This is a genomic window from Chitinophaga sp. sic0106, from assembly GCF_019219075.1.
In the GTDB taxonomy this organism is placed as follows: domain Bacteria; phylum Bacteroidota; class Bacteroidia; order Chitinophagales; family Chitinophagaceae; genus Chitinophaga.
Window position 1 is genome coordinate 306,025 of the sequence record NZ_JAHUWJ010000006.1, and the last position, 21,541, is coordinate 327,565.

The 21,541-nt window shown below is 47.3% G+C and carries 16 protein-coding genes; 9 read left to right on the forward strand and 7 right to left on the reverse strand.

Annotated features, from left to right (window positions below):
* Positions 1-263 precede the first annotated feature (263 nt).
* Complete coding sequence (locus tag KW844_RS11750) at positions 264-2,699, forward strand: outer membrane beta-barrel family protein (protein WP_218376919.1); 2,436 nt, start codon at positions 264-266, stop codon at positions 2,697-2,699.
* 46 nt (positions 2,700-2,745) lie between these two features.
* Here the strand turns inward: KW844_RS11750 and KW844_RS11755 are convergent, their stop codons facing one another.
* Together KW844_RS11755 and KW844_RS11760 are read right to left on the reverse strand one after the other, a co-directional pair.
* On the reverse strand, positions 2,746-3,183 hold the full coding sequence (locus KW844_RS11755) for a hypothetical protein (RefSeq protein WP_218376920.1): 438 nt from the start codon (positions 3,181-3,183) through the stop codon (positions 2,746-2,748).
* 325 nt (positions 3,184-3,508) lie between these two features.
* A complete protein-coding gene (locus KW844_RS11760; protein WP_218376921.1) occupies positions 3,509-4,252 on the reverse strand; it encodes a hypothetical protein in 744 nt (247 codons plus the stop codon).
* 130 nt (positions 4,253-4,382) lie between these two features.
* Between KW844_RS11760 and KW844_RS11765 the strand changes: the two genes are divergently transcribed.
* Positions 4,383-7,553 (forward strand): tetratricopeptide repeat protein, encoded by a 3,171-nt coding sequence (locus KW844_RS11765; protein WP_218376922.1) that lies wholly within the window; start codon positions 4,383-4,385, stop codon positions 7,551-7,553.
* 24 nt (positions 7,554-7,577) lie between these two features.
* Here KW844_RS11765 and KW844_RS11770 read toward each other — a convergent pair whose 3' ends face one another.
* The 4 genes from KW844_RS11770 to KW844_RS11785 form a co-directional block, all read right to left on the reverse strand.
* Complete coding sequence (locus tag KW844_RS11770) at positions 7,578-8,708, reverse strand: hypothetical protein (RefSeq protein ID WP_218376923.1); 1,131 nt, start codon at positions 8,706-8,708, stop codon at positions 7,578-7,580.
* Between the two features lie 233 nt (positions 8,709-8,941).
* Positions 8,942-10,126: a serine hydrolase gene (locus tag KW844_RS11775; protein ID WP_218376924.1), complete on the reverse strand. Its 1,185-nt coding sequence runs from the start codon at positions 10,124-10,126 to the stop codon at positions 8,942-8,944.
* Between the two features lie 124 nt (positions 10,127-10,250).
* Positions 10,251-10,691 (reverse strand): carboxymuconolactone decarboxylase family protein, encoded by a 441-nt coding sequence (locus tag KW844_RS11780; RefSeq protein WP_218376925.1) that lies wholly within the window; start codon positions 10,689-10,691, stop codon positions 10,251-10,253.
* 62 nt (positions 10,692-10,753) lie between these two features.
* Complete coding sequence (locus KW844_RS11785) at positions 10,754-11,329, reverse strand: Crp/Fnr family transcriptional regulator (protein WP_218376926.1); 576 nt, start codon at positions 11,327-11,329, stop codon at positions 10,754-10,756.
* 84 nt (positions 11,330-11,413) lie between these two features.
* On the opposite strand from KW844_RS11785, the gene KW844_RS11790 reads away from it, so the two are divergent.
* The 6 genes from KW844_RS11790 to KW844_RS11815 all read left to right on the forward strand — a co-directional run bounded on the left by KW844_RS11790 (position 11,414) and on the right by KW844_RS11815 (position 17,235).
* Positions 11,414-11,794 carry a VOC family protein gene (locus KW844_RS11790; RefSeq protein WP_218376927.1) on the forward strand — a complete coding sequence of 127 codons (381 nt, stop codon included), beginning with the start codon at positions 11,414-11,416 and terminating at the stop codon, positions 11,792-11,794.
* A gap of 371 nt (positions 11,795-12,165) precedes the next feature.
* The gene (locus KW844_RS11795; protein ID WP_218376928.1) at positions 12,166-12,606 is read left to right on the forward strand and encodes a hypothetical protein; all 441 of its coding nucleotides are present in this window, start codon (positions 12,166-12,168) and stop codon (positions 12,604-12,606) included.
* Between the two features lie 30 nt (positions 12,607-12,636).
* Positions 12,637-13,086: a hypothetical protein gene (locus KW844_RS11800; protein WP_218376929.1), complete on the forward strand. Its 450-nt coding sequence runs from the start codon at positions 12,637-12,639 to the stop codon at positions 13,084-13,086.
* Positions 13,087-13,116: 30 nt separating this feature from the next.
* Positions 13,117-14,688, forward strand: a complete 1,572-nt coding sequence (locus KW844_RS11805; protein WP_218376930.1) for a tyrosinase family protein — start codon at positions 13,117-13,119, stop codon at positions 14,686-14,688.
* A gap of 66 nt (positions 14,689-14,754) precedes the next feature.
* A complete protein-coding gene (locus KW844_RS11810) occupies positions 14,755-16,254 on the forward strand; it encodes a hypothetical protein (RefSeq protein WP_218376931.1) in 1,500 nt (499 codons plus the stop codon).
* Between the two features lie 87 nt (positions 16,255-16,341).
* Positions 16,342-17,235 carry a dienelactone hydrolase family protein gene (locus KW844_RS11815; protein WP_218376932.1) on the forward strand — a complete coding sequence of 298 codons (894 nt, stop codon included), beginning with the start codon at positions 16,342-16,344 and terminating at the stop codon, positions 17,233-17,235.
* Positions 17,236-17,243: 8 nt separating this feature from the next.
* On the opposite strand, the gene KW844_RS11820 is transcribed toward KW844_RS11815, so the two are convergent.
* Complete coding sequence (locus tag KW844_RS11820) at positions 17,244-19,082, reverse strand: cytochrome-c peroxidase (RefSeq protein WP_218376933.1); 1,839 nt, start codon at positions 19,080-19,082, stop codon at positions 17,244-17,246.
* Positions 19,083-19,166: 84 nt separating this feature from the next.
* Here KW844_RS11820 and KW844_RS11825 point away from each other — a divergent pair, with 84 nt between their 5' ends.
* On the forward strand, positions 19,167-21,524 hold the full coding sequence (locus KW844_RS11825) for a metallophosphoesterase (protein WP_218376934.1): 2,358 nt from the start codon (positions 19,167-19,169) through the stop codon (positions 21,522-21,524).
* The last annotated feature ends 17 nt before the right edge of the window (positions 21,525-21,541 follow it).

Genomic DNA, 21,541 nt, shown 5'->3' on the forward strand with positions numbered 1-21,541 from the left:
CCGCCATTTACCACCGTTTCATTTTATTATTTTTTTTTAATTTTTTTAGAGAGAAATTAGTGTCTCCCTGAAAAATTTTCAGTTACTGCTTTATTAATACCAGGACAACCGGCCTGTTTACCCGTTTCACCTTCTTTCGCAGTTTACCCCTTTACATACCTTTCACCATATTTTTCCGTATTTCATAAATCTTTCTCCCGTTTCCATAAACACTAAAATTTGGTATCGCCGATTTTTGCAGTTTTACTTACGAAACCTGTAGCATGTTGAACGGAAACCTAATAGCCCTGTATTTTTTTAGTTTTATACCTATAGCCAGCTTTGCACAAACTAACTCAGGCGGCTATACGATCAAAGGCGTAATAGCAGATGCCACCACCCGCCAGCCAGTGCCCTATGCCACTATAGGCATTACCAATGAGCAGCAGATGTCGCTCAGCGCCGCCTATTCCGGCGAAAACGGTACTTTCCGCCTGCAGCTGCACCAACGCAGTGCCTTGCTGGTAATTGTTACCTCCGTAGGCTATAAAAAGCTGATTACGCCAATCAGTACCGTTAATGGAAAAGAGCTGTATGCCATAGATACGTTGTTTCTACAGTCCTCCACACAGGACCTGGGAGAAGTGGAGGTGATTGCCCGCAAGCAGCTGGTGGAGCAGAAACCAGGCATGCTGGTGTTTAACGTAGAAAATGATATCAGTCTCAAAGGCGGTACCGCTGCTGATGTATTGCGCAAGGCGCCAGCCCTAAACGTAGACCCCCAGGGCAACGTATCCATGCGGGGAAGCAGCACCCTGAAAATTCTCATCAATGGTAAGTTCTCCGGACAAATTGCCCGCAGCCCCGCAGATGCGCTGAACATGATTCCCGCCAGTATCATCAAATCGGTAGAAATCATTACTTCTCCCTCTGCCAAATATGATGCTGAAGGGGCCGGTGGGGTAATCAATATCATCACCAAAAAAGGGCAGGACAGCTTCAGCGGCGCCCTGGAAGTTACCGCCAGCAACTGGGAACAGGCCCTCAACCCACGTATCTCCTTTTCCAACGATAAATGGAATATGAGCGCCTATGCACATATTCACCGCCTCCGCTCCAAATCTGTTGCCAGTATGGAAAGAACTGCCTTTGCAGCAGATGGGAAACCGGAATCTATCACCCAACAGGATAATACCAAAGACAACATCATGCCACACGGTTCCGGTGAGTTCACCCTCGGCTTCACCCCGGATTCCGTCAGCGAATTTAGTCTCAATGTAAACACCTGGATTGAAAACTGGCCCGGCAGCTATAACCAAACCAGCCGTATCTATAATGCCGCCGGCATACTAACAGACGAGTATGCGCAGCAGGTAAAAAATAAGGAGCGCTTCATCGGTACCGACATTGCCCTGGGCTACAACCGCCGCCTGCGGCAGCCCGGACAGGAAATAACGTTGCTGGCGCAATACAGTCCCGGTAAGGAAACCAAAGGCTATACGAATAGTCAGACCGCCGGCCACGAGCTGCGCTACAAAGAAATCAATGAAGGCATCACCTATAATCACGAATGGACCTTCCAGGCGGATTACACACAACCACTCACCATTGATGGCAAATACCTGATGGAAGGAGGCGTGAAGTCTATTTTCCGCAACGCCGATAACCGTTACAACGTTTGGGCAGCAGAAGCTCCTGCCATCCCTGAATGGGTAGCCGCCCGCTCTGATAATTTCGTATATGCGCAACAGGTAGTAGCCGGTTACCTGCTCCTGAAAATGAAACTGCCTCGTAACTGGTACGCGGAAGCAGGAGCAAGGATGGAACATACGGATATTAATGGCACCTTCCACCGCGCCGGCACCAGCTTTAGGAATGATTTCCTGAACCTGATACCCACCGCATCTCTCACAAAAAAACTAACGGAAGAGCATACACTAACGGGTAGCTACACCAAACGCCTCACCCGGCCCTACATCTGGGACCTGAACCCCAATGCGGATGCCAGTGACCCGCGTAATATCTCTACCGGTAACCCGGCCCTGCTGCCTGAAAACATGCACCAGGGTGAACTAACCTACAGCTGGACGGCTAATTCGGGCTTCTTCCTCAACGCTGCTGCGTTTCTGAAGCAAACCGATAATTCCATCATTGAGCTCACTACGGTGGATGCTGCCGGAATCGCCACTACCCGCAAGGAAAACCTGGCAGGTAACCAGCAATATGGAGTGAACCTGAGCAGCGCGTTCAGCCTGGTGAAAAACTGGAATGTAAATACTAACCTGAACATCAATCACCTCGATTTCAACAGCTCCGCACTGATGATCGTTAACACCGGCTGGGCCACTGATATCAATATCAACACCAGTTATAAACTGCCGGGAAACTTTGCGGTGCAGGCTTTCGGGGAATATAATACCCGGATAGTAACGCTGCAGGGCTATAAAACCAGCCGTTACTACTATAGCTTCTCCGCAAAAAAGGAATTGAAAGAAAGCAGGATGACCATCACCGTGGCTGCTATCAATCCGTTTAATAAAACAATTGCACAGGCAGAGGTGATGCAGGCCACGTCGTTCCTGTCTAAACAAAGTAACGGATATTATAACCAGGCGCTCAAGATCACGTTGAACTGGGAGTTCGGATCTATGTTTGAACAAAAGAAAGGAAAGCAACTGAAGGTCAATAACGATGATGTTAGTAAGCAATCCAAAGGATAATTTTTTACAGATCTCCGGGCCGGCGGCCCGGAGATAACCTGGTTATCTAAAAAAAGATATCTACGTAATCCACTACGTTATTCCCTTCACAGTTATCCATCTCCTGTAGCCGCCAGTATTTGCGTGCTCCTTTCGACAGGAAATGATAAGTCCCGGTTTTCTCACATACCTCCCCATTATTTACATTGCTGTAACGGGTACGGATAGTCCCGTTAAATAGCAGCTCTGCCGGCGATGTTTGGGTGATGGTACCATCAATGGTCACGAAATCTTTTTTATCATCACTATACTGATCTCCTTTTACGGCAAAGGTGCCGTCAGCATTTTTAGTGATGGCGATTTTGCCCGGTACATCCCAGCTGATCCACTGTAAGGTGAAATTGTGTTTGCCTGGTGTCAGGGTTTTTCCGGGTGCCGGTTGCGCAAAAGCACCCGTGGCTACAAACAGGGTACAGAAAATTGTAAGGACGTTTTTCCAATTCATATGCGGTTAATTTTTAAAGCATGGATGGCAAAGGTAGGAATTATGCAGCAGCTTAATTGTGCGGTTGTTAACGCAATAGGCACCAACGGATTCGATGGTAGGGATGAGGTACTGGATCAGTGGGTGGAATACAATGGTGCCAGCAGATTAAATATTAACTACCCTGGTTTTTTCTATTCTTCAGTTCCACACCGTTGATGCTAAACCGGGTGATATCCGGGTTGATATAAATTGCCTTTGTAGTATCAAGCAGGGATTGCCTGATGTCAGGTGCCTGTTCCTGTATGCGCTGTTGTATGGCCGCCAGACTATCTGCTTTGGCTTGTCATAGTTTTTCCAATTCCAGTTCTTTAATCTTCGCTTCCAGTATAGCCACTTTCTCTTGTGCTTTAGTAAGTTCATATTCCGAGTAGGACACCATGGTCTGAATGAGCAGGTAACCAACGATCAGTGGTATCCCCAGCTTTTTTGGTGCGGCCACCACAATTTCACCTTTATCGTTCGTATACACTTTAGGTATCCAGCCCTCTGTGAGTGCAAAGTTGATGGACTGCCCGGTATGCATGGTGTCTATATCCAGCGTAACAGTGCCGCCTTGCATGAATTCCGGGAATCGCGCTGCAAAATCCTCTGAAAGCTTGTCAGCAATAAAAGAAAGGTTAGAAAGGAGTAGTGCCAGGTCAGAGGCGCGTAGTACATTATAGGCGATATATACCTCCAGGGCTGCTTCGGGGGCCTTGTTTTCTTCCGCTTCAAACAAGTCCATCATTTCGGTTGCCACTGTACCTAATACTGGCCGGCCGTCTTTTTGCAGGCCGTAGTTGACCTCCAGTCGTCCCCGGCGTACCATTTCAGCTACGCGGTACATATCTGCCGCGGTAGCATTGGCAGGAAGGGGCATACTGTCCACCGCCGTGCGAAATGTTGCAAGACCTTCATTTTCATCTCTTTTAAAAATAATATTTATTTCCCTCAGCCGGGAAATAGTAGCATCCAGGTTGTCGTGGATGGTGTCATAAATATAAGTGTAGGATAGCCGCAGTTGCTGGGTGAGTTGCGCTCTGGTCATGATGTAATAATTGGGGTGTTATTTTAAGTATTCTAAATTAATGTTTTTAGGGAGAAATTGATGCCTCGCCCGGAGGGGTGATTCCGTCTTTTATATTCTTTTTAGTGAAGCGAACCCTAACACCCCATTTATGAACACGTTATCGCACTTAATTCAGACCTGCAAAGCGTTACTGGAAAATAAAGCATATGATGAAATACTGGAGATATTATCCACCTCAGTGCTGCAACAGCATGAGCATCATGAGCTATACAGTATCAGAGGATATGCCTATTATTCTTTGGATCAGTGTGAGGAAGGAATAGCCGATTGCCGGCATGCTTTGATGTTAAATGCTGAAAATAGTCGTGCATGGCGGATCAGTGGTGTGCATGCGTTAAAGGACAAGGAATACGAAAAATGCAGAGAGTGTTGTACAAACGCTATTCAGTTTGATCCTGAGGATATTTTTGCCCGGCTTACACGTGCACAGGCAAATATGTTGGATGGCGAATATGCGGCTGCTAAACCCGATTACGCAGCTTTGCTGGGTGAAGAATCGATCAGTGACCAGGTATGGTTAGGCATGGGGCATGTGCTCTGTTTTTCGGAAGATTTTGAAGAAGCCTTATTGTATTATAAAAAACTATTTGGACATGAAGATTTATTTGGAACGGCGGGTTATCATGCCGGCTTGTGTTATAGTAAATTGGGCCGGTATGCAGAAGCATTAGAGGCCTATGATATAGCCTATCCCCACAGCAGCCAGTTTGAATATTTTCATTTCGAACGTGGTATTATTTCCTACTACCTGCGGCACTATATTGACGCACTGAAAGACATGAAGCTCCAACTGACTGCCACACCGGAACATGCCGATAGTGTGATGTTCAGAGGCGCATGTTATTATTACCTAAATGAGTTCACTGCTGCTATAAATGACTTTAATGACACGTTGGAACTCGCGCCGGGATATCCTAATGTTTATTACATGAATGCTGCATCGCATGATAAGTGTGGCATGAGCCAGGAGGCATTGGCATTATTCCTTGAGTACTTGAATTATTATCCTGATCATCAGGATACACTGTACAATATTGGAAATATTTATTTTGTCCTTAGTCATTTCGTTTTAGCTAAAGAATACTATGATAGATTAATCACTACAGATCCTGGTTATTACGCTGCTTATCCCCAACGTTGTGCTACTCACAGAGAGTTGCAGTTATTTGACCTGGCAATAGCAGATGGAGGCCAGGCTGTAGTAATGCAACCCAGGAACCCAATTGGGTATCACGAATTAGGTAATGCGTACCTGAGCCATAATGATTATGAAAGAGCTGCTACCACACTTCAAAAAGCAATGGAGCTTTACCTGAACAGTAATCAGGTGATTAGTCCGGAATTATACTTCAATTTAGGCAATTCTGCTTATCATACGAGGCAATACCTGCAAGCGATCCAATATCTGGATCAGGCGTTTGAGAAATTTCCCCGGTTAGCTGCTTGGTATGATATGCGTAGTAGGGCATTATACAAATTGAACCGTGAGCAGGAAGCATTAACAAATATTAATGCCGCCATTGAATTAGAGCCGGACTCTTATTGCTGGTATCTCAACAGGGCCGTTATGTATCAACGTCTTGATTTATATGATAAAGCGCTGGAAGATGCTAATCATGCACTTTTTCTGGCGCCTGACCAACCGTGGATATATCTTGTGAGGTCCCCTATTTATCGCTCACTTGGTTATCAGGAAAAATCACTGCTTGATGTACAATCGTTACATCGCCTGGCGCCTGAATTACCTACGTACTGGTTGTTGCTTTCTGTGCATGAGGAAGAGGTACTAAATGAACATTTGGGATACAATACACTTAATTGTCTTTATCGCTTTATGATCATAGATAGCCCTGACTATTTTAGAATGGATCAGGGTATGACTTATAGTGTGTATGGGACTAATGCTTTACTAATCTCCACACTAAACCATGAGCTTCCGATGATCCTGGTAGAAATCCTGGAGCAGCGAGGTTATGGCCAGCCAGAAGATAATATTATAGCAATGCGTAAGGCATTTGACATCACCGCCAATTTTCGTAAACAATTCAACCATTGGAAAATTAGACGGGAATACCCTGAAGTTAGCTTGCTGGCGGAAGCGGTGATGCAGTTTTACCTAAACAATCCTCCCGCTACGTATAAAATTCTAAAGCAGCAGCCGGCATTAAATTGTATGGGGTATGTATACCTGTACCAGGCTGCAAAATGCTGCCTCGAGCCGGATGCCGATGACTATATCCAGGCAGCCTTACCGTTAGCCCGGCAAACATTAGCCAATCCGGAGTCATCCCAGTCAGAACGCTACTATGCAGCCACCCTGCTCGATCTGGCTGGAAAGGTACCACAAGCAATACAGGAGCTCAAAAAATTAAAAGATGAAAATTTTAGTGCGGCTACTTATAAATGGGCAGGTGTTTGCGCCAGACCATATGCAGATAATGAGGACGCACTGAAGCTGTTCTTGAAGCAGATGGATAACCTCCATGGTCAATTTATGGCTTACTATCAGGATATCAAGCCCGTAGGTATTTCAGGGGAAGAGCACCTGGTGCTGAAAGAGCTTTCCTCTCTCTTATATGCAATGGAAAACAGTGAGATAATCGCATTGCTCCTTAAAACACAAGGTGGTGATAATTATCAGCATACGACATTCGATGAAGAATTTTTCTTTGCACGAAGAGTAAGATTCCATCAATTTGAAGATTATTATGAGCGCCATATTACCAAACATAAAGATACACCTGAATATCAACTGGTATTTGGTAAAACTTATGAGAAGGAAGACCTGGAATATGACCTGATGGATTATACCCGCAGAGGCAGTGACGGATATATGCATCTGGGGAAAGCTATTCACCAGCATAGTTTTACGGCCTATACGTATAAAAAACAAGACTACAAGCAGCAGATGCAATTTGAGATTCGCAAGTATATGATTCTTGTTTCCAATCTTTTTGAAGCAGGGGTATACTCGTCCGAAGAGGCGCATTTATTACACCAGTACATTTACTATTGTATCCGGTGTTATGCTGAAACTGCTGTTGATGAATCTGTTACCGTTATACTAAACGAGTCAAAGGGACTCATTGATACTGCTCAATTGCTGGGCCTGGGCCTGGGGTATGGCACTTTTGAAAGCGTACTTAAATACTTCTATTATAAACTCAATGGAAAAGATAGCCCGGTCCTTGACTTTCAAACTTTTCTCGATAAGTTTTGCCGCAAGCCAGAAACAGGAGTGGAGGAAGTATGGAACTAGCGCGTGATACTTCCTCCCATTTCCTTATCTCGTTTTCAGCATAGAGCTCGTATAATCTATCATCTTCAACAAGCTGCCGTCTGCATCCTTCTTGTATGTTTCCAGCAGTGTGCTCGCCTGTACCTTGTCTTCCTCGCTCAGCAGCTCTTTCTCCGCCAGAGCCACCACTGCACTTAATACCCTGAAGCGTACATGCTTGCGCGTTAGTGCAGCGCCATATTGCTGTAATAAGGCAAAGTCTTTTGGCTGCGGACGTAGCGCAATCATGCCGGCCAAAGTTAATACCAGCCCCTCTTCTGGTGGTATGCTCATTTTACCGGTTATCTGTTCACGGGTGATGCCATTATCAAATGCATAGTTGATCATGTCATTGGCAGCCGCATCTTTTTGTTTTACCCTTTCACCATAGTTGTTGGGGTTAATTTCCATGTAATGATGCGCCATGGCAACAAGCTTATCCAGGGGGCCAATAGCCGGTAATGGAGGAGGAGTTAAGGCTGCCATCGGTTCAACGGGTACATCCTGTGCCACTACCGGCGCCGTCTGTTCGGGATATAATTTTTGACTTTGTACCTGCAAATTATTCTGCATGGTCAGCAGTTGTGCCTGCAGCGCCTCCTGGCCGGCGGTTAACTGCTGCATTGCTTCCTGGTCGGCCCTGGAGAAGGCTTTGGAAAGGAACAGGCGCGTCATCAGGTAACCAAAGAGGAAACCGGCAATAAAGTAGCCTATAATAATGCTATAGGAAAATGCCAGCGAAGTAGCTTCATTGCCGGCACAAATACCTTTGGACATGGCGGTAGCAATCTTTTTTACATATTCCGCTATATGGCCCAGTTGTACCAATCCTAAGCCCACAATGATTTTGGTAAGCCAGTCGGATATGTCGGTGAGATTGGTGTTAACCTGCATATGGTAACCATCGGTTACATCGGCGCCCGTTGCCTGACCATTGGCCTGCAATATTTTCGGGATACCAAATAGGAACCCAATGCCCATGCCGCTGACCGACATCGCCAGTATCCAGGCTACTGCTGTACTGTAGCCAGTGCGACACGTGACAAAGAACAGAGATAATACTAACCCCGCCAATAATATTACCAGGAAAAAACGGAGGAGAAACCGCAAATTTTGTTGAGGGGAATCTGATTTCATAAGTTAAGGGTTGTATATGTGCTGTTATATTTCAGGCATTTGCTTATCAGTTGGGGCGCTGAACATGATCTAAAGGGGCACGCCATCGGAATCATAACGTATGTACTAATTTAATGAAAAATTTTTAATTCATGGTATGAATTCCCGTGAATGAAAAATTCACCCGCAAAGGTGAATTCGGCTGCAATGTAATAGCAGTAAAGGCTACCAGCTTCTGCTCGCAGCCTTTTATATTATTTACCAACATAATCAAATGGCACATAGTTCTCCCAATACCACGGCGTATAGGTGTCACCGATAGATTGCTCCAGCAGCGCCTTGAAAATATGATCGCCCTGGTCGCTGTTAGTCATGATCACCACTGCAATGCCTTTTTCCGGAAATCCGATAGAGTGATGTTGCCAGCCTTCGCTATGCCCTTCTTTAAAAAATGCCGTGCCATGGGGTGTTTTGAGTAAACCAAATCCCAGGCCGTAGAAGAGTGGGGTAGTGGCTGGTGTTTTATCGTCCAGTAATGCGTTAGGGCCAAACTGTTGCCTGGACAGGATGGCTACGTCCTGGTGGAGCAGCGTTTCAAACCCTTGTGGTGACAAACCTTTTTGCTGAAGGATGCCACTCATGAATTTCGTGTAGTCGTTAATGTTAGTGTACATGGAGCCGGCAGCGTGTGCGGTGGTACGCTCGTCAAACTCATAGGTTTGTTGCAGACTATCGTGTCCCATGGCATGGTTGGCGTTGAAGTCGTTTCGCCAGAGATAGCTCGTATGGGTCATTTCAAACGGACGGAATACTTCTTCCTGGGCAATGGCTTCATAGCTTTTTCCATATAGTTGCTCAATCACAAATTGCAGCAGGTAGATGCCTTCACCGGAATAGCTGTAGCGGGTGCCTGGATCGAATCTGATTTTCAGTTTTCCATCTGCTTCAAAGCCGCGGTAGTTGGGTAATCCGCTGGTGTGGTTCAGGCACATCCTGGCTGTGATTTTTTCATAGCGCAGGTCCTGCCGGATGTCCTGGTAGCCGCGTGTTTTTTTGGTGAAGATATAATCAGGTAATGGTTTGGGGAGATATTTTACCAGCGGGGTGTCGAGGTCCAGTACCTTTTTTTCTACCAGGCGCATCACACAATAGCCGAACACCGCTTTGCTGAAGGAGCAGCTCCAAAAGATGGTACTGGTGTCCATTTTAACAGCTTTGGGTCTATCTGCATAGCCAAAGGCTTTTGTATATACCGGTTTGTTATTATTTAAAACGGAGATGACAAGGCCAGTCACCTGTGCCGTATCCATCAGGTGCTGAATGTTGGCGGTAAGCGTGGCAGCCTGAATGGTGCTGTTATCAATACGTTTGATCTTTTGTGCGGCAGCAGTAAAATTCAAAACCAGGATGCCTGCAATAGTAAGGATGATATTTTTCATGTGGTGTGTTTATGCCAACATGAATCAGGATAATTGTGCCGTTTTGTAACTGATTGATTACTATAGTTTTTGTATAATTATGGTGTTCGATTTTGAAAAAAGTGTCCGCAAAGCGGACACTTTTTTATACCGGAATCTGCAAGTGTGTACTGATGGCGATCCTGTTCCATGCATTGATGGTAACAATGGCCATGATGATTTGTGCAATCTTATGTTCATCAAAATGTGCAGCGGCAGCTGTATAAGTTTCTTCAGACAAACCTTTCTCGGTGATACGGGTAATCTCTTCCGTCATTTTTAATATCAGGGCTTCCTCTTCAGAGAAGAGGGTGGTTTCCTGCCAGCCATCGAGTACGAAGATGCGTTGCGCGGTTTCCCCGTCTTTCAGGGCATCTTTGGTGTGCATGTCCAGGCAGTAGGCGCAGCCATTGATTTGTGAGGCACGGATGTAAATGAGGCCGAGCTCAATTTTTGAAAGGCCGGTACTGTGGAGGTATTGCTGGGTGGCTAATAGTCCTTTATATGCGCCAGGCTCTACCTGGGCTATGTTCATGCGTTGTTTCATAGTGCTTATTTTTTTGATAATGCAAAGCTACACTATGCAAACACGCTGGATCTTAAACTGGTTTAAGATTCAAGTTTTCTTTTGATTTCGCTCAGGTATTCAGGCGTGAAACCCAGGAAGGAAGCCAGGAGGTACTGCGGCACTCTTTTGGTGAAAGCAGGAAATTGCCGGTAAAACTGGAGATATAGCTCTTCCCTTGAATATTCATACAGATATCGGATTCTGTTTTCTGCTGCGGCATACGCCCTTTGATACACCTGCCTGAAATAGCTTTCCATGATGGGGTGCTCCCGGAACAGCTGTTGCTGGTTTTGCAGGTCAATCAGTAATACGGTAGTGGGCTCTACGGCTTGTATATTAATATCGGTTATTCCCTGACTCATAAATGCGCCGATATCCGTCATCCACCAGTTTTCTATGGCGAAGTCAGTCGTTTGTTCTGTTCCTTTTTGGTTAATAAAGAATTTCCGGACACAGCCACTGATGATAAAATAATTATTACGGCATATCTGGCCTTCTGTGAGCAGGTTTTCCTTTTTCCGGAATTTTTTCACCTGGAAATATTTATAGGCAGATGCTACCGCCTCTTCGTCCGCTGAAACGTATTTTAACACGTGCTCCCTGAAAGTTTCGTACATATGTATTTATTCATCCATGCCGAAAATAGTCTTTTACCGGGAAAGTAATATGGAGTAAATTCGGGTACACTAAAATATTTAACCATGCTTTCATCCGCACCCGTATTCAGCAGCTATTCTGTAAATAGCATCAGCGAAGCAAAAAGTTTTTACCAGGAGGTACTGGGTCTTACAGTAGAGGAGTCGCCGGCACCTATGTCAGTAGTACAGTTACACCTCACCGGAGGACATAACGTATTACTATATCCTAAAAAGGATCATGTGCCTGCCACCTTTACGGTACTCAATTTTCGGGTAAAAGACGTAGAGGCAACGGTAGATGCACTCGCTGCCAAAGGCGTCGTATTTGAACAATATACCGGCGAAATACAGACGGATGCCAAAGGGATTATGCGTGGCAACGGCCCCACCATCGCCTGGTTTAAAGACCCGGCAGGAAATATTCTTTCTGTAATACAAGAATAAATTTGCAACTGCGGCATGCTGCGCAAACAGTTTCTGGTGCAGCAGACATACCTGGAACAAACAAGCCTGCGGATAAATTTTATCCGCAGGCTTGTTTGTTTTAAATTTAATTCTATATTTGACAAGATAAGTTGAACGTTAGTAATACTAACAATATATCCTTGAAGTAACCTTAATTTATACCTCAAAATGAACGCTATCCTGTATTTCCGCACATATTCGTCCGTGCACATTAATTAATTTTCTGTCCGCTACTCCTGAAATTGTCATTCCCGCCATGTGACATAGGTGTTGATTTTGCTGTTTTTACTATTGATACTACCGCTTACACAAGCGGATGTTATCGTATTGTTCACTATAAATCATCATGTATGAAAATCAACTATCCCGGCAAATCTACCTGGACCTACCGCAGCTTCCTCAACGAAGTAGACCTTAAAATTCCCCCGAATGACCTGGAACTGGGCGATGGTACCATCCATCTCAACATCAGCAACGACGGTGAAATATCCGGTAATATCGGCACGCCGGGCGAATGGAACCTGGAGCTGAAAGGGAAGGTGCTGGAAACAAATCCACAAGGGCTCTACTTTATCGGCACCGGCGAAAATGGACAAGGCGCCAACAGAGCCATGTGGGAATATGGCTATGAGGTATACTGCCTCCCTAAAATAGAAGGCGGGAAATTCCAGGCAAATGTGCTGGCTGGTTCTGTAGTGCGCTTAAAGGACCATCCAGGCAGCGACGGTACCATACACAAGGCCGGTGAGGTAGCTACCTGTTATGCGGTAGATATTACCAAACCAGCATGATTTGCATCTCCCTCAATAACTCTCTTTACTATGGAAACCAAAGCAACCTGTAATTGCCAGTCGGCAACTCAACAGGAACAACCAACCTGGCAGCACGTCTCCAAGAAATCTGCCCGGTCGGTGCCCTCCATACTCCTGGGTATCCTGATTGCATTTTTCCCCAAATGCCCGATGTGCTGGGCGGTGTATATGAGCATGTTCGGCAGCATAGGTCTTGCGAAACTCCCTTATATGCCATGGCTCCTGCCAGTACTTTCCGTATTCCTGTTGATTCATGTAGGCATGCAGTTCAGGGCTATTCCCCTGAGAGGCCCACTGCCTTTTATCTTCAGTCTCACCGGCGCCTGCTGCCTGCTGCTATCCAGGTTTGTACCTGGTGGCACCAAAGCAATGATGATAGGAGGGATGGTGGCCATCATCATCGGCTCCCTGCTGGCAGCTTTTATTACAGCACCCCGGAAATTACAACAAACACAATAACCAATTTCTCAAAAAACCAAAACTACTCGTATGGCAAATGCTGCTACTCCCCGCGTTCGCCGCTCTTTGCGCGAACTGGAAGATCTCTACGCCTCAGGCGACATCGCCCCACTTGAAAACCTGATGATAGCCTGGCAAGGCATTAAAGAGCTACCCCCTGATCACCCCGATTCATTTTTTAGTATAGCAGGCCTTCATGGTGAACCCTTTCGTGATAAAGGCGCCACGGACGGCAATTATTGGGGCGGCTGGTGTAACCACAATAACATCCTGTTTCCCACCTGGCATCGTGTATACCTGCTTAAACTGGAAGAAGCCCTGCGCAAAATTCCAGGATGCGAAGAGGTAACCTTACCCTACTGGGATGAAACCGAACATGAATCTATCACCAGAGGCGTACCCTGGTCGCTCACCAATTCTAAGGTTACCATCAAAGGCAAGCTGGTTGATAATCCACTGCTGTCCTATAAATTCCAGGTGGACATCAAAGATAATGTTACCACGGATAAATCCATCTATTCCAAACCTGCAGGTACCAGCACAGTGCGTTACCCTTATTCAGGTTTGGTAGGCACTCCGGAAGACAAGCAAAAATCTGATCAGCATAACGCACAGTTTAACAGCGCTCAGGCCATGCTGCTGTTAAACGACAACGTAGTGGGATGGCTGAATAAAACAATTACCCTTCCTGATATCGCTGACAGGCTTAAACTGGGCGGGGTAATTATCCTATTTCAAAAATGCCTGGATGCACCTAACTACACCGTATTCTCCAATATCACTTCCTCCGGCCAGTGGAACAAAGACAATCCTAAAGCCCCTGTTACCGTAGCGCTGGAAACACCACATAACGACATCCATCTGGCTGTTGGAGGATTTAATATTCCCGGAAAAGACAATCCGGACTTTTCTCCAATCCCCGGAGCCAATGGCGATATGGGTGAAAACGATACCGCCGGTTTCGATCCCATCTTCTATTTCCATCATTGTAATGTAGACAGGATGTTTTGGGTATGGCAGAAAAAGCATGATCACAGAACAAGCCTGTCTATCATCAACGGCTACCCGGGTACCAGCAGCAGCGATGGTGGACCAAGTGCCGGCTATGGCCCCAATGAACCACTTACGCTGGATTCTCCGCTAAAACCATTTAAACACAATAACAGCGATAACTATTACACCAGCAACCAGGTAGTAGATATCGAAAATCAATGCGGCTACACCTACAGTGTGGGATCACTGGACCTTATTACCTGGATGCACGGCGTCACGCTGGCAGCAGAACCGCCTACCAACAAATTACGCGTGAGCAATATTAACCGGGGAAATATCTACGGCTCCTTTGTAATCACCGCGTATGCAAATGTGGATGGCCAGGATCATTACATAGGCCACCAGTCCATACTGAGCCGCTGGAACGTACTGGGTTGCGAAAACTGCCGCGCACACCTGCAGGCAGAAGCATTCTTTAACGTCGATAACCTGGCACAGAAAAGTAAGGATGTGGCTAATTTTCGTATAGAGGTAACCGGTAGAGAGGAAGCGCAGCCACTGCTCAGTGCCGCCGTAGCCGAAAATACCATCAATATAGAAATCCTGTAAACATCAACACCGGATGCCGCCGTAAAACAGCGGCATCCTTTTCATCACGCTTAAATTATCAACCAGATGAAAAAGACTTTAATGGTCGTATTATTCCTGCTGGCCATCACCATAGGCGCTATGGTGATAACCAAAACGCCTGCATCGTTGTTTGCCAAATCCGGTGAAGTAAAAGCAGCTTATGCCATCTCCTTTATGAAAAAACCGCCCCATGATATACCTTTAGGGTCGGATGACCTTACCCTGGCCCAATTTGCCTGGAACGAATTCCTGGCACTCAACTGGCGCTCCAGCTACCTTAATTCCGGCAAGGCTAATCAACGCGGTGAGCCTGATTACGGCTGGACCTATGCAGATGAGAAAAACGGTTATCCTGATCTCGCAGTTTGGGAAACCTATAATCACCGGGTAGAACTACGCCCGGGAAACGACGTAATGCTGCCTTTCGACAAAGTGCCCGTGTACATATATACTAAACCCGACTTCACGGCTGATTTTGGAACAAATACAAATCTGTTTCACAATCTCGACGAAAACAATGAAATCGGTTCCTGTAACATGTATGCACACACGAACTTGTACGGAGAACAGCAACAAATACTGTTTCAGGCAAAAGTAAACCGTGCGGAATATGAATACATCCGCGGCCACTACAATACCGCTGAAAAGTTAAAACAGGCTAATATCAGAACCTACAAAAATATCCAGGCATATAACCAATACTACTATGGTGGCTCCGGTAGCTGCGATTGCCCCGATACGGCCGGGGTGGTATGCCTGCCCTGCGGTACCGGATCTAATGCGGCGACCAGTAAAGATGAAGAAGGCGCTATTGAAATCAAATCCGCGTGGCGTAAAATGTTACCTGAAGACGGTACTGCGCAGAATTACTTTAAGCGGACCGTTATCACTTACCGGCAGGATGGTAACGGAAAAGTAAAGCAAATAAACGATGTGTATCTCCTGATAGGCCTCCATATCATTCACAAAACCCGCAACTATCCAAACTTTATTTTCGCTACCTGGGAGCACGAGGATGTTACCAAACCACAACAAAGCATTGGTTATGTAAAGCTGGACGACAGTGGCAGGGAATTCGGCGGGCTCATAGTAGGTTATCCGCGTGTACATGATCCGGTGCAGGCCACTAATCAGGCCAACTACGAAGCACACCGCCTGTTGCGTAGCGTGACCACAAATTCAGTATGGCAGCACTATAACCTCATCGGCGTACAGGCACAAACCACCAATAACTCCAACAGCACTAACTTCTTCCTGGCAAACTATGTGATCGAATCAGATACCACCCTGCAAATCTTCCGGGGCTCCAGCATCAATACCCCGATCGACAGTGGCGTCAACATCATCTATAACGGTAAGCAATACTCCATGGGTGGCTGCCAGGGCTGCCACGGCGTAGCTCAATTCAGGCTGGGCGCCGACTGCTCATTTGTATGTGATACCGTTAATAAACCAGTCGATAATCCGGATATCGGTCAAAACAGTAGCAAACGTTTAAGATATGAAAGGGCTTTTAGTAAGATACAAAGGCTGAGTATTAAGTAGTTCAATATACCAACCCTGCATCAGCACGGTGCAGGGTTGACTTTCCGGTGGAGGTTTTTTATCTTTAAAAACAAACACCTGAAAATTATGGACCAAAAAAATATTCAGAAAGAAGATATTAGTCAGGAGGTCTTTGACCTGTATGACGATTACGCCCATAACCGCCTGCCCAGGCGACTATTCATGGAAAAGCTGTCGCTCTACGCAGTGGGAGGCCTTACAGTGGGCTCCCTGATGAGCTTCCTGATGCCGGATTATAAAGACAGTATCCGCGTGAAAGAAGACGACCCTCGCCTGAAGTCTGAAACCATCACCTACGATTCACCCAAAGGTGGCGGCAAAATCAAAGGCTTACTCTCCAAACCCGCCGATGCAAAAGGTAAGCTGGGAGGCATTATTGTAGTACATGAAAATCGTGGTTTAAATCCGCATATTGCCGATGTGGCCCGCAGGGCTGCACTGGCAGGCTTTATCACGCTTGCCCCTGATGCGCTGACCCCTTTAGGTGGTTATCCTGGTAATGATGATCAGGGTAGGGAGATGCAAAGCAAACGTGATAGAAATGAAATGTTGGAAGACTTTATTGCAGCATATGAATACCTCCGCCAGCACCCGGATTGCAACGGCAAAGTAGGGGTGGTAGGTTTCTGCTTCGGCGGCGCTATTGCCAACCTGATGGCGGTGCGTATTCCTACCCTTGCTGCCGCCGTTCCGTTTTATGGCGGCCAGCCACCGGTGGACCAGGTGCCGCAGATTCAGGCCCCGCTTCTGATTCAATACGCTGGTCTGGATACCCGCGTAAATGAAGGCTGGCCAGCATATGAAGCGGCTTTAAAAGCTAACGGTAAAGCATATACCGCCTATATTTATCCGAACGTAAACCATGGTTTCAATAATGATACTACTCCCCGCTATGATAAAGAAGCGGCGGACCTTGCATGGAAGCGGACGATTGAATTTTTTAAAGAGAAATTGAACTAACCATATATTCACAGCGGCGTAGGTGAGTAGCCCGTCTTTACCTGCGCCGTATCATTTAAAGCCCCCAGAAACGCTGCCAGCGCACGTTTTTCCCGCCCGGTCAGCCGCAGTTTATCCCCCGGCAAAGTCTGGTTTTCCGGAGCAGTGTGCAGCCGCGTACCTCCTCCCTTGTTGTAGAAATTAATCACTTGCTTCATAGAGGCAAACACACCGTTATGCATATACGGTGCGGTGAGCATACTGTTTCTTACAGTAGGTGTTTTAAAAGCGTACCTGAAAATAGAAATCGGGTACAGCAGGTACTTACCCTCGTCCGGGTCCAGTGCCGCATGCCTGGCGCGGGATTCAGGTACTCCCAGTACCTCTGATTCCGGCTCCGCAAAGTAAGGCGGCGCCACGCCATTGAACAGTGGCGCAAAATGACAGGTGCCGCATTTCGCTTTACCCATAAACACATTAAAACCTTTCTTTTCCTGGCGGGTGAGCGTGGTGGTATCACCATTCATATACTGATCAAAGCGGGAATTTAAGCTGGTAAGGGACCGCAGGTAGGATGCCAGCGCATTGGTGATCTGATCGGTGGAAATACCGCCGCTATCTTCCGGGAAGGCCCGGCGGAATAATTGCTGGTAGCCGCTATCCTGTTGAAAGGCTGCTGCCGCCTGCCGGAGGGAACCATTCATTTCGGCAGTATTATGTACTACGGCAAATACCTGGTCTTCTATAAAGTTAGCACGGGAGTCATAAAACAGCTTGGATTGAAAACCCACATTTAATAAGGTGGGCGTGTTGCGCGCTACGGTATGTACCCCATCAAATGCGGGACTTTTAGGTACACCATCGGAAAATGCCAGCTCCGGTTTATGGCAGGAGGCACAGGAGCGGGTACCATCGCCGGAGAGCCGCACATCCGCGAATAATTGTTTGCCAAGCATTACTTTTGCGGGCGTTGGATCGGCGGCAGCGCTCGGCGTGTAGCCGTTCGGTTTATAGTAGCCAGTGGCGAATAAATGTGGGGCATCCGGTAAGAGAATGCGCCGTTCTGGCTCAATCTGAATACCCAGTTGCTGCTGCCATTGCAGGAGCATACTGCTGATAGGATTGGCATAGGTGGTGATGAAATGGAGCCGGTCGAACCGGTTGAAGTCGGGGTGAGTCAGCAGGTACTGCACAGCGCTTACCAGCAGTAAATCCCTGGTAGTAATCATCTCAGGTGCAGCTATTGCATCATCGTATTGCTGCAACACCTGGCTGAGCCCTTGCAGCGCTGCGGCTGCCTCCGGCATGGATTGCAGCAGAATGGGGGAGTCGTAGCCGCTGATGCCCAGGGCAATGATACGGTATACTTCCAGCCGCATGGCGTCAAACAACCATTTATCCTGGAACCCCACCGGGTCCCCGTTGGCAGATAGCTGCCGGAATATAGTGATGAGCTGATCGTTATATTGAATAAGCGTGTATACGTTGGCGTTAGCATCCTGCAATTTTTCTTCTATCACCTGGAAACCGGCAGGAGGAATAATATCTTTGGAGGATTCCCCGTCCGCCCAGGGGAGCGCCGGCCCGTTGATACTGCGTGCCAGATGGGGCTGGTAGTATTCTATCAGCAGCTCCACCTTTTTGTACTGCCGCCTGGCTTCATAAAAGGCGGCAAGTCGTTCTTTTTGCGGAGCCATTGCACCGAGGGTATGGCTGAATGCCTGCAAGGCCATATAGGTGCTGTCCAGCGCCCCCCGGTAATAACTTTCCACGGCCTGCACCGGCGTTCGTTTAGCCTTTGGCGTAGTAAAAGAGAAAAGCAGGCCTGAAACTAAAAAAAGTCTGAAAAATATTTGATTGGTTTTCATGTGCTTGGGTATAGGGGCAATTGGCTACCTGAAAAATATAGAATTTTCATCATATTTTTAAGTATAAACCCAAAACGAGCACTAATGAAATCTTCCCTATCATCTGTATGCAAGGCATTGCTATTGCTATGCCTGTTAATCGGCATGCGACCACCAACCACCCACGCACAAACCAACCTATTGCCATTCGGATCTACCTGGAAGTACCTGGATAATGGTACCAACCAGGGCACCGCCTGGAGGGCAGCTGCTTTCAGCGATGCCTCCTGGGCCAGCGGTCCGGCGCAGCTGGGCTACGGCGATGGCGACGAAGCCACAGTGGTCAGCTATGGCAGCAGTTCATCTGCCAAATACATCACCACCTATTTCCGTAAAACATTCAGCGTTACCGGGGCAGCCGCCTTTACGGGATTTACGTTGGAGTTTAAAAGAGATGACGGCCTGGTGATTTACATCAACGGCACAGAAGTAACCCGCAACAACCTGCCCACCGGCACCATCAGCTACACCACGTTAGCCACCAATGCCAGCGATGGCGGGGCAACGGTGTTTACGGCCAGCGTAGCACCCGGACTCATCACCGAAGGCAACAATACCATCGCAGTAGAGGTGCACCAAACCAGTGCCAGCAGCAGCGACCTCTCCTTCGACCTGCAACTCAAAGGCAATACTGCCAGCACCATCCCCCAGATCATTCGCGGGCCCTACCTGCAAATGGGGAATCAGTCGGCCGTAACGCTGCGCTGGCGCACCGATATCGCCACCACCGGCAAAGTGAAGTATGGCCTGTCTGCCACCGCACTGAACGACAGCGTAGTACACACTACCTCACTCACCGAACATGAACTCCGCGTTAGCGGACTATCACCGGACACAAAGTACTACTACAGTATCGGTAACAGTACCAACGTGCTGCAGGCAGGTACGGATAACTACTTTGTAACTGCGCCAACGGCTACAACTACACGTAAAATCCGTATTGCGGCGTATGGCGACTGCGGCACCGGCTCAAGTGTACAAACCAATGTACGCAATGCTTACCTCAGCTACATGGGCAGCAATCATACGGATGTATGGCTGCTCCTGGGGGATAACGCCTACAACGGCGGATATGATACCGAATACCAGTCCGGGTTCTTTGAGATGTACAAAAATGACCTGCTGAAAAATGTATTGCTGTTCCCAACTCTCGGTAATCATGATTATGACAACAGCAGTACTCTGCAAACGTCTCATAACATTCCTTACCTCTCTCATTTTACTCTGCCTACAGCCGGCGAATGTGGCGGTGTCGCGTCAGGAAAAGAGGAATATTATTCGTACGACTACGGCGACGTTCACTTCGTATGCCTGGACTCCTACGGACTGGAAGGAGGCAAGCGTTTCTTTGACACTACCAGCACACAGGTACAGTGGCTAAAAAATGATCTCGCTGCCAACAGCCGCAAATGGGTGATCGCATACTGGCACCATCCGCCATATACGATGGGGAGCCATAACTCCGATACCAACAGCGATCTTACCAGCATCCGCCAAAACCTGATCCGCATTCTCGAACGCTACGGGGTGGATTTGATCCTCAACGGGCATAGCCATGATTATGAGCGTTCCTACCTCATGAAAGGGCACTTTGGCCTGGAAAACACCTTTAGCATGGCCACACACGCTGTATCATCCAGCAGCGCTAAATATGACGGCACCAGCAACTCCTGCCCGTATATTTCTACCGCTGCCAAAGGGAATCATGGAACAGTATATGTAGTGGCTGGTTCTGCCGGCCAGGTAGGTGGTACACAATCCTCCTTCCCGCATGCCTCCTCTTATTACGCAAATGCAACCAACGGTGGCTCCCTCGTGATAGAAGTGGAAGGCAACCGCCTGGATGCCAAATGGGTGGCCGCCGACAACACCATAAAAGATAAGTTTACTATTCTCAAAGATGTCAATAAAAACAGGGTGGTAAACGCCACCGCTGCACAGCCACTGCTGCTGAGCGCTTACTGGCCCGGTACTTACGCCTGGAGCACCGGCGCTACCACATCTTCCGTAACAGTAACTCCGGCAGCAGGAACCACCGTATATACCGTGGCCGACAACAGCGTGGCCGCCAGCCAGTGCCTGAAAGATACCTTTACGGTAGTAGCTGCACCGGCACTCATGGCCGCTGCCATCAACCTGAAACATGCAGCCCTGGTGTTTGACCTCGAGGTGTTCCCTAATCCTTCCACCAACGGACGCATTCAGGTAGAAATCAAAAATGATAAACCGCAGCAGCTGGAAATTATCATCGCCGATGTTAACGGAAAAGTGCTGCAGGCCGACAAGAGAACCGTGCCGCAAGGTATCACCAGAAAGGAATACAAGCTGCCAAAAGGGATATACTTCGTCACAGGTATAAATCCTGCCAATGAAAAAGTTACTAAAAAAGTAGTGGTACAATAAATGGAAAATCCCCCGAT

Bases quoted from the DNA above. Each gene is read 5' to 3' on its own strand.
- KW844_RS11750 (WP_218376919.1), top strand. From the start codon at position 264: ATGTTGAACGGAAACCTAATAGCCCTGTATTTTTTTAGTTTTATACCT.
- KW844_RS11755 (WP_218376920.1), bottom strand. From the start codon at position 3,183: ATGAATTGGAAAAACGTCCTTACAATTTTCTGTACCCTGTTTGTAGCC.
- KW844_RS11760 (WP_218376921.1), bottom strand. From the start codon at position 4,252: ATGACCAGAGCGCAACTCACCCAGCAACTGCGGCTATCCTACACTTAT.
- KW844_RS11765 (WP_218376922.1), top strand. From the start codon at position 4,383: ATGAACACGTTATCGCACTTAATTCAGACCTGCAAAGCGTTACTGGAA.
- KW844_RS11770 (WP_218376923.1), bottom strand. From the start codon at position 8,708: ATGAAATCAGATTCCCCTCAACAAAATTTGCGGTTTCTCCTCCGTTTT.
- KW844_RS11775 (WP_218376924.1), bottom strand. From the start codon at position 10,126: ATGAAAAATATCATCCTTACTATTGCAGGCATCCTGGTTTTGAATTTT.
- KW844_RS11780 (WP_218376925.1), bottom strand. From the start codon at position 10,691: ATGAAACAACGCATGAACATAGCCCAGGTAGAGCCTGGCGCATATAAA.
- KW844_RS11785 (WP_218376926.1), bottom strand. From the start codon at position 11,329: ATGTACGAAACTTTCAGGGAGCACGTGTTAAAATACGTTTCAGCGGAC.
- KW844_RS11790 (WP_218376927.1), top strand. From the start codon at position 11,414: ATGCTTTCATCCGCACCCGTATTCAGCAGCTATTCTGTAAATAGCATC.
- KW844_RS11795 (WP_218376928.1), top strand. From the start codon at position 12,166: ATGAAAATCAACTATCCCGGCAAATCTACCTGGACCTACCGCAGCTTC.
- KW844_RS11800 (WP_218376929.1), top strand. From the start codon at position 12,637: ATGGAAACCAAAGCAACCTGTAATTGCCAGTCGGCAACTCAACAGGAA.
- KW844_RS11805 (WP_218376930.1), top strand. From the start codon at position 13,117: ATGGCAAATGCTGCTACTCCCCGCGTTCGCCGCTCTTTGCGCGAACTG.
- KW844_RS11810 (WP_218376931.1), top strand. From the start codon at position 14,755: ATGAAAAAGACTTTAATGGTCGTATTATTCCTGCTGGCCATCACCATA.
- KW844_RS11815 (WP_218376932.1), top strand. From the start codon at position 16,342: ATGGACCAAAAAAATATTCAGAAAGAAGATATTAGTCAGGAGGTCTTT.
- KW844_RS11820 (WP_218376933.1), bottom strand. From the start codon at position 19,082: ATGAAAACCAATCAAATATTTTTCAGACTTTTTTTAGTTTCAGGCCTG.
- KW844_RS11825 (WP_218376934.1), top strand. From the start codon at position 19,167: ATGAAATCTTCCCTATCATCTGTATGCAAGGCATTGCTATTGCTATGC.